17 protein-coding genes are annotated in these 17,051 nt (G+C 51.6%); 7 read left to right on the top strand and 10 right to left on the bottom strand.

Annotation, left to right across the window (positions count from 1 at the left end):
- The first annotated feature begins 48 nt into the window (after positions 1-48).
- Together AC6I8W_RS27575 and AC6I8W_RS27570 are read left to right on the top strand one after the other, a co-directional pair.
- Entirely contained in the window at positions 49-1,014 is a 966-nt protein-coding gene (locus tag AC6I8W_RS27575; RefSeq protein WP_497839409.1) for a threonine/serine dehydratase, read from the top strand.
- Entirely contained in the window at positions 1,011-1,949 is a 939-nt protein-coding gene (locus AC6I8W_RS27570; RefSeq protein ID WP_497839408.1) for a Rossmann-fold NAD(P)-binding domain-containing protein, read from the top strand. The genes AC6I8W_RS27575 and AC6I8W_RS27570 overlap by 4 nt, the downstream gene beginning before the upstream one ends.
- 37 nt (positions 1,950-1,986) lie before the next feature.
- Here AC6I8W_RS27570 and AC6I8W_RS27565 read toward each other — a convergent pair whose 3' ends face one another.
- Together AC6I8W_RS27565 and AC6I8W_RS27560 are read right to left on the bottom strand one after the other, a co-directional pair.
- Entirely contained in the window at positions 1,987-3,108 is a 1,122-nt protein-coding gene (locus AC6I8W_RS27565) for a succinylglutamate desuccinylase/aspartoacylase family protein (protein ID WP_497839407.1), read from the bottom strand.
- A 9-nt stretch (positions 3,109-3,117) separates the two neighbouring features.
- Positions 3,118-3,891, bottom strand: coding sequence for an ABC transporter substrate-binding protein (locus AC6I8W_RS27560; protein WP_497839406.1), 774 nt, complete (start codon positions 3,889-3,891; stop codon positions 3,118-3,120).
- A 356-nt stretch (positions 3,892-4,247) separates the two neighbouring features.
- On the opposite strand from AC6I8W_RS27560, the gene AC6I8W_RS27555 reads away from it, so the two are divergent.
- From AC6I8W_RS27555 to AC6I8W_RS27545, 3 genes are all read left to right on the top strand, one after another.
- Positions 4,248-4,856: a helix-turn-helix transcriptional regulator gene (locus AC6I8W_RS27555; protein WP_497839405.1), complete on the top strand. Its 609-nt coding sequence runs from the start codon at positions 4,248-4,250 to the stop codon at positions 4,854-4,856.
- A 94-nt stretch (positions 4,857-4,950) separates the two neighbouring features.
- A complete protein-coding gene (locus AC6I8W_RS27550; RefSeq protein WP_497839404.1) occupies positions 4,951-5,520 on the top strand; it encodes a TetR/AcrR family transcriptional regulator in 570 nt (189 codons plus the stop codon).
- 63 nt (positions 5,521-5,583) lie between these two features.
- The gene (locus AC6I8W_RS27545) at positions 5,584-6,306 is read left to right on the top strand and encodes an SDR family NAD(P)-dependent oxidoreductase (RefSeq protein WP_497839403.1); all 723 of its coding nucleotides are present in this window, start codon (positions 5,584-5,586) and stop codon (positions 6,304-6,306) included.
- Between the two features lie 47 nt (positions 6,307-6,353).
- Here AC6I8W_RS27545 and poxB read toward each other — a convergent pair whose 3' ends face one another.
- From poxB to ripC, 4 genes are read right to left on the bottom strand one after another with little or no spacing between them, the layout of a single operon-like run.
- Positions 6,354-8,081, bottom strand: coding sequence for a ubiquinone-dependent pyruvate dehydrogenase (gene poxB / locus AC6I8W_RS27540; protein ID WP_497839402.1), 1,728 nt, complete (start codon positions 8,079-8,081; stop codon positions 6,354-6,356).
- A gap of 10 nt (positions 8,082-8,091) precedes the next feature.
- Positions 8,092-9,414, bottom strand: a complete 1,323-nt coding sequence (ripA, locus tag AC6I8W_RS27535; RefSeq protein WP_497839401.1) for an itaconate CoA-transferase RipA/Ict — start codon at positions 9,412-9,414, stop codon at positions 8,092-8,094.
- Between the two features lie 11 nt (positions 9,415-9,425).
- Positions 9,426-9,953 carry a (R)-specific enoyl-CoA hydratase RipB/Ich gene (gene ripB / locus AC6I8W_RS27530; RefSeq protein ID WP_497839400.1) on the bottom strand — a complete coding sequence of 176 codons (528 nt, stop codon included), beginning with the start codon at positions 9,951-9,953 and terminating at the stop codon, positions 9,426-9,428.
- 22 nt (positions 9,954-9,975) lie between these two features.
- Positions 9,976-10,818 carry an itaconate degradation C-C-lyase RipC gene (gene ripC, locus AC6I8W_RS27525; protein ID WP_497839399.1) on the bottom strand — a complete coding sequence of 281 codons (843 nt, stop codon included), beginning with the start codon at positions 10,816-10,818 and terminating at the stop codon, positions 9,976-9,978.
- 91 nt (positions 10,819-10,909) lie between these two features.
- Between ripC and ripR the strand changes: the two genes are divergently transcribed.
- A complete protein-coding gene (gene ripR, locus AC6I8W_RS27520) occupies positions 10,910-11,788 on the top strand; it encodes an itaconate degradation transcriptional regulator RipR (protein ID WP_497839717.1) in 879 nt (292 codons plus the stop codon).
- Positions 11,789-11,792: 4 nt separating this feature from the next.
- Here ripR and AC6I8W_RS27515 read toward each other — a convergent pair whose 3' ends face one another.
- A complete protein-coding gene (locus AC6I8W_RS27515; RefSeq protein WP_497839398.1) occupies positions 11,793-12,107 on the bottom strand; it encodes a winged helix-turn-helix transcriptional regulator in 315 nt (104 codons plus the stop codon).
- 135 nt (positions 12,108-12,242) lie between these two features.
- Here AC6I8W_RS27515 and AC6I8W_RS27510 point away from each other — a divergent pair, with 135 nt between their 5' ends.
- Positions 12,243-12,737: a nuclear transport factor 2 family protein gene (locus AC6I8W_RS27510; protein WP_497839397.1), complete on the top strand. Its 495-nt coding sequence runs from the start codon at positions 12,243-12,245 to the stop codon at positions 12,735-12,737.
- A gap of 92 nt (positions 12,738-12,829) precedes the next feature.
- Here AC6I8W_RS27510 and AC6I8W_RS27505 read toward each other — a convergent pair whose 3' ends face one another.
- The 3 genes from AC6I8W_RS27505 to AC6I8W_RS27495 all read right to left on the bottom strand — a co-directional run bounded on the left by AC6I8W_RS27505 (position 12,830) and on the right by AC6I8W_RS27495 (position 16,447).
- Positions 12,830-13,900 carry a tyrosine-type recombinase/integrase gene (locus tag AC6I8W_RS27505; RefSeq protein WP_497839396.1) on the bottom strand — a complete coding sequence of 357 codons (1,071 nt, stop codon included), beginning with the start codon at positions 13,898-13,900 and terminating at the stop codon, positions 12,830-12,832.
- A 348-nt stretch (positions 13,901-14,248) separates the two neighbouring features.
- Complete coding sequence (locus tag AC6I8W_RS27500; RefSeq protein WP_497839395.1) at positions 14,249-15,685, bottom strand: hypothetical protein; 1,437 nt, start codon at positions 15,683-15,685, stop codon at positions 14,249-14,251.
- Positions 15,686-15,745: 60 nt separating this feature from the next.
- A complete protein-coding gene (locus tag AC6I8W_RS27495) occupies positions 15,746-16,447 on the bottom strand; it encodes a hypothetical protein (RefSeq protein ID WP_497839394.1) in 702 nt (233 codons plus the stop codon).
- Positions 16,448-17,051: the final 604 nt, after the last annotated feature.

The following is a 17,051-nucleotide window of genomic DNA, read 5'->3' as shown; positions in this document are numbered from 1 at the left end:
TGTACTAAATGTCTATATTGGACAATAAATACATACCAAGGAGTTCTCATGTCACTTCCAACCGACGTCTGCCAGTCCAGCCAACTGGCTCACACCGCATTGCGTCCGCAGGTGCGTATGACCCCGTTCGACAAAAGCCACCGCTTCTCTGAGCAGTATGGTTGTGAGCTGTTCCTGAAAGCCGAACACCTGCAACATACCGGTTCATTCAAATTTCGGGGTGCAAGTAACAAAATACGCCTGCTGACCCGGACTCAGCAGGGGCAGGGAGTGATCACGGCTTCATCCGGCAATCACGGGCAGGGTATGGCTCTCGCTGGAGCCCTGGCGGGCGTGCCGGTCACTGTCTATGCAGCGGCCAGTGCTTCGCCGCTGAAACTGGATGCTATTCGGGCTTATGGCGCAAAGGTCATCACGCTGGAAACTGATGCATTAAGTGTGGAGCTTGAGGCTGCGCGTGCAGCTGAACGCGCAGGGATCACCTTTGTTTCTCCCTATAACGATGCCGATGTTATCGCCGGTCAGGGAACCATTGCCTGTGAGATGCTGGAACAGGAAAAACAGCTCGATGCCGTGTTCGTGGCGGTGGGGGGCGGTGGGCTGATATCCGGTATCGGTTCGGTGATGAAACAACTGTCGCCGGCTACCCGTATCATTGGCTGCTGGCCTGCGGCATCAACGGCGATGTATGCCTCATTACGCGCAGGTGAAATTGTCGAACCAGAGGAGCACGATACCCTCTCTGACGGAACGGCGGGCGGGCTGGAGCCCGGCACCATTACGTTTCCGCTGTGTCAGCAGGTGATAGATGAAGGTGTACTGGTGAGTGAAAGTGAAATTCGTGAAGCCATGCAACTCCTTGCTCGTCATGAACGCTGGATAGTGGAAGGGGCTGCGGGTGTGGCGATGGCGGCATTTATGCAACAGGCCGATATCTGGCGTGGTAAGCGGGTTGCGGTGATTCTGTGCGGCAGAAATATTACCCTGGAGAAATTCATCGGAGCTGTGCAATGAAAGTCCTCAGTGAACCGGAAATCCGAGCGCTGTATCAGGAAACCCCCGCGCTGGAAAAACTGAAAGCGGGTTTCATCGCCTGGTCTGAAGGGCGGGTACAGATGCCGCCAGTGCAGCAGTTTCTGTTTGATGAGGCCGGTGGCGACTGCTGTGTCAAATCAGCCTGGGTTACCGGCGGCGACAGCTTCAGCGTGAAGATATCGACCGGTTTTTACCGCAATCCACAGCTGGGTTTAGCCAGTAACGATGGACTGATCATGCTGCTTTCAGCAGTGACCGGGCAGCCCCGGGTATTGCTGAACGATCATGGCTGGCTGACCGCAATGCGTACCGCGCTGGCAGGCCGTATTGCCGCAGAAATTTTGATGCCTGCGCGTGTGGAGCGGATAGGTATCTTCGGCACCGGGTTACAGGCAGAATTACAACTCAGGCAACTGCTGAACGTCACATCCTGTCGCAGTGTCATGGTATGGGGACGCAGCGTTGCCTCTCTTGAACGTTTTATGCAAAAAGTGTCTGACCTGGACGCGGACATTCAGGTCACACAGGACGCAGAAATCGCTGCACGGGATTCACAGCTGATTGTAACGGCAACGCCTTCGACGCTGCCACTGATACAGAAAGCGTGGATTGCCCCCGGAACACACATCACTGCTGTCGGAGCTGATGCACCAGGTAAACAGGAGCTGGATCCGGCGCTGGTGAAGGTGGCTCAGTGCATCATGGTCGATTCTGCCAGCCAGTGCCATGCCTACGGTGAACTGAGTCGGGTAGAAAGTACGGTGAAGTTAAGGGTGCATGAAATCGGGACATTGTTGGCCCGACCTGAACTGTATCAACGGAACGAAGCAGACATCACGATTGCAGATTTGACCGGGTTAGGCGTGCAAGATCTTCAGATAGCACTCAGTATTCTGGAACAGATGTGCGCCTGAAAAAGACCCGGCTGATTTAGCCGGGCTTATTATTAACTCAGAAATGCATCAGCAGCTTTCCCTGTCGCCGATCGGGCAGCGGTGTGCCTCCGGCGATGAGCGCCACCCGCTGTCCGGTTCGGACCAGTTTCATTAACGGTTGAACCAGAATGATCCCGTCAATGGGGCTGACAACCGGCAGGCGATGCCCACGGGTAGTTCCCTGCATCACCACCACTTCACCGATGATTTCATTCCGGGAAACCCATTCACCGGGTTGTTTTTTCCAGACGACCAGACCATTACCCGGAGCAGGGAGATGTGTTGCGCCTTCGAGTGGAAAACTACTGACCTTTTCCCTGGACTGCTCATCGACATCCTCAGCACCGCTGGTGATGATCCCCTCTGTTTTCAGAAAACGAATGATCCGGCGTGCATCCTCTGCCGCTAATTCGTCGCTGACATCAGCCTGTCCCCGTAGCTCCAGCGACGCGGAAAAGGGGATGCGGGCAGCGGGGGCTAGTCCTTTTTCAGCCAGCCACTGCCAGCCCAACGTGCAGGCTTCATCAAATGCACCCCCACCGGCAAAGCTTTCCAGTAACACCACGGGTGCGCCAATGGCTGCCGCCAGGGTCACGGCACGTTGCGGATAACGTTCATGTGTGTACAGATGCAGAATGCCTGCGGTATCACAGTGCAGATCGAGAATGACATCGTGTCTGATGGCCTCACGTAACAGCGCCTTTTTCGCCGCAAAGATGACATCATCATGATCTTTTTCCGCCAGCATCTGTGCGAACAGCGCTTCAGGCTGATCATAAGGAGGCGACAGCGCCTCAAGTCCGGCGACGACATCAGGAAAATTGCGGTTGAAATTCTCTCCGTTCGCCAGGTTGAACCGACCGGTCCAGCAGCCCAGCACGTTTTGCATCATCCCGATGGGATTGGCATAGGGAACCAGCGTTACCTTCCCGTCTAAAGCATCAAGATTGTGGAGATCACTGAGCTGTGTCAGCAGATGTTGAATTACCAGCATTCCCGGATGTTCATCTGCATGCAACCCGGCCTGGATATAGACCGCACGCTCACTCTTACCTCCGGTAAACACATGCATCAGCGTTTCTGTCTGCGTGCCAGTGCCGGTTGGGGCGCTAAACAGCACACGGGTATCAATGGCCATACAGGCTCCTTAGTAAATATCAAAAGGGAAATAACGGGCATTGAGTTTTTGCCAGGTGCCGTCCTGCCTCAGTTGGTTAAAGGCGTTATCGATTGCCTGTTTTAGCACCTCATCGCCTTTTCGCAGACCCATGCCGACACCCACACCGAAAATCTGATCATCCGTAACAGCCGGTCCGGCGAAAGCAAAGTTGCGACCTGATGGCTGTTTCAGAAAGCCGAAACTGCCGGCCACCTCATCCTGAAACGCCGCATCGAGACGTCCGGCAATCAGGTCGGCATAGATATCTTCCTGAGATGGGTAGGACACCACGTTAGCACCAGAGGTCCGCCAGTATTTGTTGGCATAGGTTTCCTGTATCGATCCCTGAAGCACGCCAATATTTTTACCTTTCAAGGCTGCTGCGGTGGGCTGAACAGGGGAATTTCTGACGGCAATCAGGCGGGCTTTGGCTGAATAGAGTTTTTCGGTGAAATCGATTTCCTGAAGGCGGGCCGGGGTGATAGACATTGATGACATAATGGCATCGATTTTCCTCGCCTTCAGCGACGGGATCAGCGCGTCAAAGGGCGACTCGACCACCACGCAATGTGCTTTCATTCGTTCGCACAATGCATTCATCAAATCAATATCGAATCCGGTTACCCGACCGTCAGCTGCCTTGCTTTCAAAAGGAGCGTAACCAGGATCGGTGCCAATCCGCAGCGTGGCAGGAAGTTCAGCGGCATGCACCGATAAGGACAGCAGTAATAGAAGGGAAGAAACAACAGGTAGTGCGCGCATAAGGGCCTCCGGTGTGGGTGTGCGCCAATCCCGGTAATCACCTCTGGACTTTTAGTCTCAAAGTTACCGTTACTTGGACTTATATTCTATAATGTACTTTTTGTATATTGCTTTAAAAGGAAGGTATGGTGCAGAACTGGCATGAAACAATAATCATATTCATGATTATTAATGAGTTAATAAAATTTAAGCGGAATATACGGTTTTGATCTGACCAGAAAGTAATACAGGCGTGGTGATTGCAAATAGACGAAGTGTCTGCATTAATCAGGGAAACCCGTCGCGGTTTCGGCTACAGTAGACGGCATAACACGTATCGGGAGTAACATGTGAAATCACAGGACCTTACGTCTGAGATGAAGACGGAGCAATTCAATACTCTGTGTTCGATCGCTGACGGTATTGCTGCGCTTTTTTTCCCCTCGGTTGAAGTCGCTGTCCATGATGTCAGAGACGGAAAAATTGCCTATCTGGCCAATAACCTGTCTAAACGCAGTATCGGTGATGATGCCGGGTTGGAAGAACTCAGTCTGCATGACCTGGACCGGCTGACCGGTCCGTATGAAAAACTTAACTGGGATGGCAAGACGATGCGTTCGGTCAGCATCAGAGCAAATCTCTCTGGCGATCCGGGTTACATCTTTTGCATTAATTTCAGTACCTCACTGCTGGACGACGCGAAAAACGCGCTGGAACTGTTTTTGTCTGTAAATCGCCTGCAACCCCAACCTGCGCAACTGTTTAAGCATGACTGGCAGGAAAAAATAAATACCTTCCTGCATCAGTGGCTGGCTGAACATCGAACCTCGCTTTCTACCCTGACGCGTGTTGAGAAAAAAGCGCTGGTCACCGAGCTTTACCACCAGGGGGCATTTAACGTGCGTAATTCGGCTGACTACATAGCCAATGTGCTGTCGATGGGGCGCGCAACTGTCTACAAGCATCTGAAAGAGATTAAAGTGTAAAATTTCGGACTGATCATTCCAGAAAGCACTGACGGTAAAACTTGCTATGGGCAAACCCGCGTAGATTCTCAATCATCATCCCGGAGAAAGAGTAATGGCCCGTAGTAAAGCATTCAACCGTGAAGACGTTCTGCATCGTGCCATCAGCGTGTTCTCTGAACATGGCTTTGCCGGTACCTCAATGGAAATGCTTTTGTCAGCAATGGGACTCAGCAGGCAAAGCATTTACGATACTTTCGGGGATAAGAAGCAGCTGTTTGATGCGGCTCTGGCGATGTATGTGAATGACAGCGTCAGTGGAATCATCACAACACTGATTCACACCGATTCACCAGCGCAGGCAATCGAGGACACTATCGAACAGTTTATCGCGCGTCCGGCTGCTCAGGGGTGTCTCGGCATTCTCTCGATCTGTGAATTTGGCACCCAGGATGATGAGATTACGCAGATAAACAGGGTTGCCGGGCAACGGTTGATGCGTGTGTTTGAGGGGACCATCCTGCGTGGTCAGGCATGTGGTGAGTTCACAACAGAGCAAACGGCACCGCAAATGGCGGCTTATCTTGCTGTCCTGCTCAATGGGTTGCGGATCGCCAGTCGGGCAGGTACCAGCCGGGAAGAACTGCGTTTTATGAAAACAATGGCCTTGCGGGCGCTGAGATAAACATAGGTTTCTGCAAGATTAACTGCGTTTAATTTTGGAATGATCATTCCGATAAGGTGATATATGAGCAGAAAACTGGAAGGTAAAACCGCGCTGGTGATTGGTGGATCACGAGGGATTGGTCACCGAATTGTCAGCCAGCTAAGTGACCTGGGGACAAGCGTAATCTACACCTCGAGGCATCCGGCCAGCGAACCCTTTCCCGGAGACGTCGCACCCTTTTTTATCCCTGCCGACAGCGGAAATGCTGAGGCGTTGATGCAGGCTGTAAACCAGGCGGGTGAAAAATCGGGGGGGATCGATATTCTGGTTTACAACGCCGGGATACTGGTCACCGGCATCATTGATGATTTCAGTGTTGCTGACCTTGATCAGATGCTGGCTGTGAACGTCCGTGGGCCATTCGTCGCCATCAAAGCGGCTTTACCCTATATCCGCTCCGGCGGGCGTATTATTACCATTGGCAGTATTGCGGGAGATGCCGCGAGAGGTCCGGGTTCGACGGTCTATGGCATGACGAAAGCGGCCGTAGAACGCATGGTCCGGGGACTTGCATGGGATCTTGCCTCGCGGGGTATCACCATTAATGATGTACAGCCCGGACCGGTAGCCACAGATATGACGCCGTCCGAGGGAGACCTGGCGCAGCGTCTTCGCAGCATGCATCCCCAGAAGCGGCTAGGTGAGCCGGAGGAGATTGCTGCGATGGTGAGCTGGCTGGCAGGAGAGGCACCTGCATACGTCAATGGTTCTGCTTTGCGTATTGATGGCGGGTTTAGCGCATAAAAAAAGCTCCGGTTCCGGTTGGGAATCGGAGCTTGCTGGTGACAATGTCACCGTAAAAAGTTTGTTTTCGCCAATTCAACGACTTCATCTGCTCTGCCGTTAAGTACGGCTTTTACCATGTACAAAGTGAATCCCTTCGCCATCTCAGCAGTGATTTTTGGCGGCATCGCCAGCTCCATTCGACTTACCACCGCATCCACCACCACTGGCCCTGGGTGATTAAGCGCTTCGGCTATTTTTCCTTCAGCTTCTTCGGGGTACTCGATGCGAATCCCTTTGATTCCGGCAGCCTGAGCCATAGCAGCAAAGTCCGGATTTTTCAGCTCAGTGCCGGTATCAAGGAAGCCAGATGCTTTCTGCTCAAGCTCAATAAAACCCAGTGCACTGTTGTTAAACACAATAACTTTGACCGGAAGATTGAGCTGAGACAGGCTGAGCAGATCACCCATCAGCATAGAGAAGCCACCATCACCAGCCAGCGCGATGACCTGGCGCTCAGGGCTGGAGGCTTGCGCGCCAATGGCCTGAGCAAGGGCATTCGCCATCGAACCATGCCAGAATGAGCCGAGTAAACGTCGATAACCATTCATGGTCAGATAACGCGCCGCCCATACAGTAGGAAGGCCGACATCGCAGGTGAAAATCGCATCATCATCCGCAGCGTTATCGACCAGACGTGCAATGAGTTGAGGATGAAGTCTTGCACCTTCGTTCTTGCTGGCGAGCGCATCCAGTCCTTTACGTGCCTGAATGTAATGCTTCAGTGCGCTATCAAGATGGCTCCTGTCCTGTTTTTCATGCAGCAACGGCAGCAGTGCAGTCAGTGTCGGGCTGATGTGACCAATCAATCCGATGTCTACCGCAACCCGCCGGCCTACTGCTGCAGCATCAATATCAATCTGGGCAACCTTCGCTTTTTGCGGCAGGAACTGTCTGTAGGGAAAGTCCGTCCCGAGCATAACCAGCAAATCACAACTTTCCATTGCATGATAACCAGAGGAGAAGCCGATCAGGCCGGTCATGCCAACGTCAAAGGGGTTCTCCCATTCAACATGCTCTTTACCGCGCATAGAGTGAACCACTGGCGCTTTCAGGGTTCCAGCAAGCTGCATAAGCTGATCGTGAGCACCGGCACAGCCACCACCGCAAAGCAATGTTATACGGCTGGCATCGTTGATCATGGATGCCAGTGCTTTCAGTGAGGAGTTCTGTGGCAAGGTAAGCGAGGCCGAAGGCAAAAGTCCTGCGGGTGGTGCCGCAGGTGCTGCGCTTGCCTGCTTCAGCGCAACATCTCCTGGGATAACAATGACACTTACGCAGCGTTCTGACAGGGCGCGACGCACGGCAATTTCAAATACCCGAGGCATCTGTTCCGGTGTCGAGACCAGTTCACAGTATCCTGAACATTCCCTGAATAACTGCTCAGGATGGGTTTCCTGGAAGTATCCGGTGCCGATTTCCGGTGATGGGATATGTGCCGCAATGGCAACAACCGGAACTCTGGAGCGGTGGCAGTCAAACAGCCCGTTAATCAGATGGAGATTACCCGGACCGCAGCTTCCCGCACAGACCGCGAGTTCACCAGTGACCTGGGCATCCGCGCCTGCTGCAAAGGCGGCAACCTCTTCATGTCGGACATGAAGCCACCTGATTTCTCCGTGACGTCTGATGGCATCGGTAAAGCCGTTCAGGCTGTCTCCGACAATGCCATAGATACGTTTAACTCCTGCGTCATGAAGGGTTCTGACCATCTGGTCAGCGACAGTTCTGGCCATGATGAACTCCTTAAATCAGATGCATTTTTCTGGCGGCAAGAGTTAACTCATCCCTGAAGTCGGGATGGGCCAGTTCGATGATACGCAGGGCGCGTTCCGTTGATGACAAACCCTTCAGGTTAGCGCTGCCATATTCGGTCACGATGAAATGCGTATCGATACGCGGTGTCGTAACCGGACCATCCAGTCGGGGAACAATGCGGGAAACGACGCCTTTAGCCGCAGTTGACCGGGCTGCAATAATGGAACGGCCGCCTTTAGAGGCGTATGCCCCTCTGACAAAATCCAGTTGGCCGCCTGACGCGCTGTACTGATGCCCGAGCATATGTTCCGAATTACAGGCACCGGTCAGATCAATTTGCAGTGTGGCATTAATCGAGACGACATTGTCGTTCCGGGCAATGATGCGGGGATCATTAACGTAATCAACCGGCCGACTGAACACGGAAGGGTTACCGTCCAGGTAGTCATACATGGCCTTCTGTCCCATCGCAAAGGTAAATACTGATTTGCCACGGTCAATAGCTTTGCGCCGGTTCGTTACCACCCCAGCTCGGACTAGTTCAACCAATCCGGGGTTCAGCGCCTCGGTATGGATGCCGAGATCATTTCTTTCCCGCAAAGCGTCGCAGACAAGGTTCGGCAACGCGCCGACCCCCATTTGCAGACAAGCGCCATCCGGGACCAGCCCGGCGATAATGCTGCTGATCGCTTCATCTTCAGGACTGGCGGCGCGTGTCGGCAACTCGATAAGTGGGACGTTGTTTTCAACGATCGCATCAACTTCGGAAATATGAATCTCTGCGCCATCTCCCTGCACGCGCGGCATGTGGCTGTTGACTTCGAGGATAAGTCTGCGCGCGGAGCGGGCGATGCGGGAGGAGTAGTCATTACCCGTACCTAAACTGAAGTAACCATGCTGATCCATTGGAGATACCGTATGCACGAACGTGTCGATACCAATTTCATCAGCTAACAGGCGGGGTGCCTGGTGGAAATTTGAAGGTACATAGTTGATGACCTTACGTCCGCCATCCTCCATGCCACGACGAATAAGGGCACGCTCGACACCAGTAACAAACATACTGTAGGGCTTTATCCGATCGTTCAGTTCATAATGAAGAATGGTGTCACCAGCGATCTTAGCCGTTTCGTAGTAATACACGCGGAGGTCGCCGACTTCCCCCCGTTCAGCCCGTTGCGCCAGGGCATTCAGCAAGGCGGGGGGTTCTCCGGCATACATTCCCATCGACAGACGCGAGCCTGACGGAATACCTGAGACAGCATCATCAGGTGTGGTGAGTTTCTCTGCATAAAGAGCATTGATGTCCATGAATGAACTCCTCAGTATCCGGTTGCTTCTTCAGGTGAATGCCCACGGCGATAAACCAGCATGGTGCGTTCAAAACTCATGACCTCAGTACCTTCCTGGTTAATTCCGCGCGTCCTGACTGTCACGATCCCCTGTCCGGGACGACTTTTTGAGACACGTTTATCCAGCACCGTACTTTCTGCATAAAGCGTGTCACCGGCGAAGACCGGATGAGTGGCTTTGACGTTGTTCCAGCCAAGATTGGCGACCACTTTGGCACTCACCGTGCGCACGCTCATTCCTGTAAGCAGCGCGAGTGTGAAGGTTGAATCAACCAGCAGCTTTTGCCATTCCGTTTTGCTGGCGTACGCCGTATCAAAGTGGACCTGCTGAATATTGAGAGTGAGCAGGGTAAACCACACGTTATCCGTATCCAGCACTGTCCTGCCGGGTCGATGCTCAAACACATCGCCAGGAATAAAATCTTCCCAGTAAAGGCCAGAAGTTTCGCGGAAGCGACGTTCGCCCACCGCCTTATATGCAGGTAGTAAAGAGTCCATATTATTCTCCGGGTTGTTGAAGTCAGGCAGACAGGCCAGCGCGGGAAAGAATGCGTCGTGCCTGGCGGGCAACAGCCTCATCAATCATCATGCCGTTCAGGGTGCCAACACCTTTGGCGTTCTCGGCAAGGACTGAACGTGCCCGCGTGATTTCTGCTTCTGTGGGGGTAAAAAGCGTATTGATGACGCTTATCTGAGCCGGGTGGATGGCAGCCTTTGCGGTAAAGCCAAACACCGTTGCTTTGAGGACTTCAGCTTCAAGTCCTTCCTGGTCGTGAATATCGAAGAAAGGCGCATCGATCGCGACGATGCTGCCGGCAGAACAGGCGTTGATGATCCGGCTCCGGGCGTGCGCCAGTGGTTCCCAGGTCGCGGCAGAACCGATATCGGCAGCCATATCAGCAGCACCAAACATCAGTCCGGTCAGTCTGGTTGTGGCCGTTGCAATGGTTTCCACAGCGTTCAGGCCACGTAAAGACTCGATTAGACCAATCAGCGAGGTTTGTGATCCCACAGACGTCAGCAGGCGGTCCAGTATCTGTAAATGGCTTGCAGACTCCGTTTTGGGCAGGATCAGATAATCCGGCTGCGCTCCATGGTCAAACAACGCACAGAGGTCCTCAATTCCGGTCGGCGTATCCAGGCCATTAATTCGTAGCGCCAGTGGTAACTCTTCCGGGCGGCGGGATTTAATGAATGTCACCGCAGTGTGTCTCGCCGACGCTTTGTCTGCGGGTGCAACGGAATCTTCCAGATCAATGATGGCAATATCGACGCCACTGGCAGCAGATCGGGTAAAACGCTCCGGTCGGGTTGCGGGAGTGAATAGCCAGCTGCGCATAGGATGTTTCAGATAATCAGACATAACGTTCCTCCTGTGACATTCAGTCTGCGCTCGTGCCTGATATCTATCCAATATATGATATAGGCATTCCTGATAGCTTTTGGAGATGATGATGGAACTACGCCATATTCGTTATTTTCTGGCGGTAGCAGAGGAACGGCATTTCACGCGAGCGGCGGCGAGGCTCGGTATAGGCCAGCCTCCGCTTAGCCAGCAGATTAAAGATCTGGAAAATGAACTGGGTGCAGTTTTGTTTCGGCGCATGCCTTATGGTGCAGAGCTGACAGAAGCGGGAGAAGCGTTTCTGGCGGTTGTTAAAGAGATGCCCGCCACTGCTGAACGCGCCTCGCGTGCGGCGCAACGAGCTGTCCGCGGTGAACTGGGTTTACTGAGAGTGGGGTTTACTGCCTCTGCTGCGTTTAACAGCGTGGTTCCTGCCGCCATCAGAGCATTCCGGCGTGCTTATCCTGAAGTCCGGCTACAACTGGAGGAAGGAAATACCACCCGACTGGTTGATGGTTTAAGTGAGGGATCGCTGGATGCGGTATTTCTGCGGCCGGGTTTTGCGGGTAGTGACCGTTTTCAGTTACGCATGCTTTCTGAAGAATCGATGGTCCTGGTATTGCCAGAAAGCCATCCTGCTGCATCGAAGACGTCAATCGCACTCAGGACATTACGTGATGACGATTTTCTGCTGTTTCCACGGGATATTGGTCCCACGCTTTATGATTCTGTAATTGAGGCGTGCCGTAAATCAGGATTTGAACCCAACATCGCGCAACTTGCACCTCAGATTGCGTCAGTGATTAATTTGGTCGCAGCAGAAATGGGAGTGTCTGTGGTTCCCTCCTCAATGGGGCAGGTTAAGGTGAATGGGGTCATATTCCGCCAGATTGAGGATGAAGCACCGGTTGCTAAACTGGCGCTGGCATTCAGGCGGGCGGACACTTCCCCGGTTCTCCGCAATTTTGTATTACAGACGCTCGTGTGAAACATCAGTCACGCTGCGCGGCCCAGTCCTGTAATGCCTGCAGCGCGGGCTGAAGTGCACGCCCCTGATCTGTCAGCCGGTATTCAACTTTCGGTGGCACTTCTGGATATACGGTGCGACTGACAACACCATCCCGTTCAAGATCACGTAATTGCTGGATAAGCATCTTCTGAGAGACCTCCGGGATCGCTCTGCGCAACTCGGAGTTACGCATCACTGGTGCGCTAAAAAGATGATAAATAATCAGTGTCTTCCAGCGACCTTCAAGTATGCGCAGCGCATCAGCCAACTGTCCGGCTGAACATGTTGATTCTTTCACAATTCAGACTCATGGTTACTTTTTGGTAAGTATATAACGAAATGGTGCATTCTTGTCTGATATATACCATGTCGCTAACATGCCCGAAATACCTGAAGACGCGGTGTCGCCAGGAACCTGAAAAAGGAAAGCAGCATGTCCGACTTAACAATTAACGCCGATCAGCTCCAGTACCTGCTGGACCGTCAGGATATTCAGGACACCATAGCCCGCTATTCACTGGGTCAGGACAGTCATCAGGGAGATGACCCGGCTATCCTGACTCAGTGGGACGAAACCTTTACTGAGGACGGAAAAGTCGATTACAGCGCTGCGGGTGGCCCGACAGGAACATATCGGGAACTGGCTTTATGGATGCGTGGAGAGAATGGACAGTCCGGGAGTATGAGTAGTTTTTCTAACTGGCAGCATATGTTGAGCCTGCCGGTTGTGACTGTAGAAGGTGATCGAGCGCAGGCCAGGACCGATTTCTTTGCTACCCATCGGGGGCGAGCAGATCAGGGGGCGAACATTCACTTCAATGCGAATGGTGCATTTCATGATGAGCTGGTGAGAACGGAAAAAGGCTGGCGGATTTTGTTTCGGCGGCTGGAATTATATTTTGGGGATGCAATTGCGGTCGCGGGTTGAATTCTCAATATTCAACTTAGCTTGAATGCCATATTTAACGAAGGCTGCTTGCAGGGATGCAGTCCAGTGCCACCCTACTAATACAAATCAGTTTACTGTGGACGTTCCTCATAACCTTGCGTGCTGTCTTGTTTGCCTTTCTTTTTTTCCATCATATCAACCATAGCACCTTGATGTGCATCAACATTACGGATATAGCGCATCAGGGTTTCGGGCTTTTTCCACGTTCCTTCCTGCATAATCTGCGCGACCGGATAACCATTCCTGGTCATGTCCTGCGCAGCACCGACGCGCGCACTGTGACCGCTCCAGCGCCGATATCTATTTTTATTAGCCTGGGCAGTCACTGCCTGGCCAGCTATCTGCCAGGCTTTGTTGAAAATATCTTCTATCGCCGGTCGGCTCAGGGGTTGGAGCTCTGAAGGTAATGCCTTATTCGAACGATGTACCCGGCAGAAAAGAAATGCATCCGGTTCGCCATTGAGACCAGATGCTTTCAGCCACTCATCCACTCTCTGACTTGAAAAGGCACTCAGCGCCTTAATCAGCCCACCGGTCATCACGATCGTTTTGGTGTGGGAAATGTCGAGAATGATCCGCCCATCTTCAGCCCTTGAAATATCACGCACGCGAATGCGCGATATTTCACTGATACGGAGCAGGGTGCTGTAGGCGATATGCAAAAAGGCGAGATTACGCATTTCCTGCAAGCGTTCAGAACCCGCCCAGCAATCATCGACCTTATCCAGATCAGCCAGTCTGAACGGAACGGCCTGACCGGCGCGCTCTCCGGACGTCACCGCCATGCGGTTTATCTTCTTCATCACACGATAAATCAGGGGTGAGACGTTGGGTGGTGTGACTCCGGCGTTACGGTGTAACATTGAGATCAACGAGGCATGGGTTGAAATGGTACTTGAAGCCCTTCCGGTCTGCTGTAGCCACGAGAGGTAGTCACGGAGATCGCTGGATAACATCGGCAAAAAGCTACGCTGATTTTCCTGCGACCAGCGCCAACAGACAGCCATTACGCTCATCAGCTGTGACCAGGTATTGGATGAAAACGCATCCCTGTCCTGAGCAAACTCTTTCAGACGCGCTGAAATATCACCGTCATCGGGGAAGTTGAGAGTCAGCGCGGTGTTCTGTACAAATTCCGTCATTATCGCGTGTTATTTGCTCGATTATTGAATTGATCGCGCTACGTAAATTCTGAGATTGCACATAGGTAGTTCCCCTACAGATTTTACATAGCGACGCCTGATTTATGAACAATCTTGTATTTAATGGAGAAAGCATCAGTGCATATACAGGCCGTTAACATGGCTGAGCGTTATCATAAACGGATCCTTCGCCGGATCCTAACTTTACATAACTCCCATTATGTAAAGTTAGTATTTTTTGCACGTTACTTATCACTATTAAATTAAAGCCAGGGACATCGGCGCTTCCCTGACTTTATATCGCCCACGCAAATGTACTGAACTCAGCAAATATCTGATGAGTCGTGATTAACGGGTAATCTCCACATCCGTAATCGCAATCGGTTTTATCACACCATGATAAGTACGTTCGAGGGGAATGAAGATCCGCAAATCATTTAACCATGCGATGGCTGATTTTTCCGGTCCATCCGAACCTGACTGCGTACATTCCACACGCCAGTAATTCCCGGTAAATGCAGCGTTAATCTTTGCAGCATCATCCCTGGATACGACGTGGCAGTCTCGCTCAATCCGCGAGACCTTTTCTCCATCTTGCCCCTTGGTCAGCGTTAGCAGATGATAATGCTGCCCCTTAAATAAAGGGAAACGTAGCGTTGTTTCGATCCTTTGCGTGATGGACGGAAGAGGGCTGATACTCATTGCGCCCTCCAGTTGAATGTCATTAGCCACCATAATGCGCTGCGCGAGAAAAACGTTATAGTCTTCAAGCCGCCGAACCAGGCCATTAGCCTGAACATCAGCGATTATTTTCACCGGCTTATCACCGGCCTGCGTTTCTGACCATTTAAGTTGCCTGAAGCGAGGCGCCGCCCAATTCTCAATCAGTGCAATTCCCTTCGACTCCACCTCCGGTGTCAGTGGAAACTTCATTAACCAGTTCGAATTATTATCCCTGAAGTCAGGAAGGAGGGGGCCGCTGTATTTGGCAACCGTTTTATGCGGATGAATCTGGTATTTTCCTGCACCGGCATAACGCTGTGGTTCGTCCATGCGGCACATTGTTTTGAGTGATTTCATAACCGCCGGACTGTTAGTGAAGTCGGATGCACGCTTTTTCATTGCTTCACCGATCAAACTATCGGTAACGAACCCGTCAGGATCCACATCTGTCGCCCCTATCACCGTGTCCTGGTCGGTTTTACAGTCGTAAACATGGTATTCGACTTTAAGATCAAAAGGAGCATCGTAAGGGGGGTCATAATCAATCTCGTCGTAGCCGTAACCCAACCGGACAAGCAGCTTATCCTTAACTTTAATGACATTCGCGACATCCACCAGAGAAGAGGCTTCCGCAATATCCTTACCGACGTTGTTTTTCTTTTCGCTGTAAACCCAGTCGCTGTTTTTAACTTTGATATCGCAGAGGATTGCGGCTGCCTTTGCCTCATTACCGGTTATTTCCCGCGGCGGGGCATAGCGCGCATAACTCTTATCGCTGTAAAAGCGATCACTCAGCTTGCCGTCTTTATCTACTATATCGAGGTACAACCGGTAATATTTTTTATTTCCGCAGTCCAGGGTATTCCAGCGTTCAACTCTGGAACCATTATTCAGTTTCACCATCGTGACATAGGTGAGGTGGTCATTCTGACGATAGAAATAAAGAGGATTGATAAAAACATTGCTGACCTTCGGCGGGGGCAGCTTTTCATCGTTGGCTTGTACCGCACTGACTGCAAACAACGTTGTCAGTGCTGCCAGCAGCGTTATCGACTTTTTCATTTTTTGCCTGTTCTCTTTATATTTCCTGCTAAATCCCATGATGCCTATATGTTGGTCGTATCAAAGAAAGGATCGCACCTGGCTGCTGAAGGTTGTCACGCAGCTATCCATGAGTTTCTGCGTGACCTCATTCACTTTGGCATAATTATTTGCCTGCCATTGTGGGAGAGTAAATTGCGGCGTGGTTGCATCCGAGCTGCATTCGATTTGTTTGAATGTTGGGTGTCCCGCTGGATCGCTGACAGTACGTGTGAGTGTCGTTGTCATCACTAATTGATAATTATCATCCCCGCCTGCGAGATTTTTATAAATCAGCTTCCAGGTCAATGGCTTTATAATTAGCGGTTTATCGTATTTTTTGGTTGGCAGACGATCCATCTCGGCTTTAAGGACTTCACTCACTCGCGGAGTCAGGTATGTCAGCGAAGGATTAATGACATCAACGACTTGCGTTCCTTTAAGTTGATCCTTGCTAAATCCCTGAATCTGGCCGCCAACAAATATCATTGAAACAAACTGCAGTGTTTTTAGTGCCGCCGCTTTAGTGGTGTCACCCTGAGTGATATAACGCAACTGTGTGTCTGAGGGGCGGCTGTAATCGGTTTCGAGGTCCTGCCAACCTTCAACAGTAAGCTGGGATTGATTTTCTGACATAACTGTTTCAGTCTGGACGCGCTTTTCAGTCGGAGGCAGGGGTTTTGAAGCACATCCGGTCAGCGTTAATGTTGTTGCCAATAGAGAAAGGGGCAATTTTTTCGACATGTTTTCATCCTTAAAAGTAACGGTTTGTTATAGGGGGATAACATCGGCAAAAAGGCGGGTAACTTTATCTGCACTTCAAATTTGCTGCCGGACCAGATAGAGGAGCTGGGACTTCGATGAGCTGCAACGGCTGTAAGGATTTATGCGAACCCTGGCGCGCTATTCGCATAGCGGCTCGGGCATTGCACAGAGTACAGTGAGTTAAATTGAACTTGCATCCGAATACAGGTGACAACGTAACGCCACCTGCCTCACCCGCCATACTGAAAACAACGACTAAAATACTAATCGTTACATATATCGTTGACAAAGTTTTCCTCAATAACTAATGCATCGATCGATACATAACAGGATTGCATGAATTCTCAACCCCGTTTAACCAGGATAAATGTTCAATTGGGGACAAGGCTTGGTGGGGTGATCGGCTGGAGAAGTGCCTTTGCCAGGATATCTGCCCTGACCGTTGTGCTGGTGATCTAAGGGGTTAATCTAAACCAAAGCTCAAGTCAGTCGCTTCCCGCCTAAAAACTTCCCTTCCTGTTAGGAGGGATTGGCTGATTATCGTCAATACGTCGGTTCAATAATGTAGAACTTATTACCCACA

This window comes from Pantoea sp. X-Soil-TKNS-1211, from assembly GCF_059730495.1.
This window is presented reverse-complemented; position numbering and strand designations above follow the sequence as displayed.

Coding starts and splice junctions, on each gene's coding strand:
- AC6I8W_RS27575 (WP_497839409.1), top strand. CDS start 49: ATGTCACTTCCAACCGACGTCTGCCAGTCCAGCCAACTGGCTCACACC.
- AC6I8W_RS27570 (WP_497839408.1), top strand. CDS start 1,011: ATGAAAGTCCTCAGTGAACCGGAAATCCGAGCGCTGTATCAGGAAACC.
- AC6I8W_RS27565 (WP_497839407.1), bottom strand. CDS start 3,108: ATGGCCATTGATACCCGTGTGCTGTTTAGCGCCCCAACCGGCACTGGC.
- AC6I8W_RS27560 (WP_497839406.1), bottom strand. CDS start 3,891: ATGCGCGCACTACCTGTTGTTTCTTCCCTTCTATTACTGCTGTCCTTA.
- AC6I8W_RS27555 (WP_497839405.1), top strand. CDS start 4,248: ATGAAGACGGAGCAATTCAATACTCTGTGTTCGATCGCTGACGGTATT.
- AC6I8W_RS27550 (WP_497839404.1), top strand. CDS start 4,951: ATGGCCCGTAGTAAAGCATTCAACCGTGAAGACGTTCTGCATCGTGCC.
- AC6I8W_RS27545 (WP_497839403.1), top strand. CDS start 5,584: ATGAGCAGAAAACTGGAAGGTAAAACCGCGCTGGTGATTGGTGGATCA.
- poxB (WP_497839402.1), bottom strand. CDS start 8,081: ATGGCCAGAACTGTCGCTGACCAGATGGTCAGAACCCTTCATGACGCA.
- ripA (WP_497839401.1), bottom strand. CDS start 9,414: ATGGACATCAATGCTCTTTATGCAGAGAAACTCACCACACCTGATGAT.
- ripB (WP_497839400.1), bottom strand. CDS start 9,953: ATGGACTCTTTACTACCTGCATATAAGGCGGTGGGCGAACGTCGCTTC.
- ripC (WP_497839399.1), bottom strand. CDS start 10,818: ATGTCTGATTATCTGAAACATCCTATGCGCAGCTGGCTATTCACTCCC.
- ripR (WP_497839717.1), top strand. CDS start 10,910: ATGGAACTACGCCATATTCGTTATTTTCTGGCGGTAGCAGAGGAACGG.
- AC6I8W_RS27510 (WP_497839397.1), top strand. CDS start 12,243: ATGTCCGACTTAACAATTAACGCCGATCAGCTCCAGTACCTGCTGGAC.
- AC6I8W_RS27505 (WP_497839396.1), bottom strand. CDS start 13,900: ATGACGGAATTTGTACAGAACACCGCGCTGACTCTCAACTTCCCCGAT.
- AC6I8W_RS27500 (WP_497839395.1), bottom strand. CDS start 15,685: ATGAAAAAGTCGATAACGCTGCTGGCAGCACTGACAACGTTGTTTGCA.
- AC6I8W_RS27495 (WP_497839394.1), bottom strand. CDS start 16,447: ATGTCGAAAAAATTGCCCCTTTCTCTATTGGCAACAACATTAACGCTG.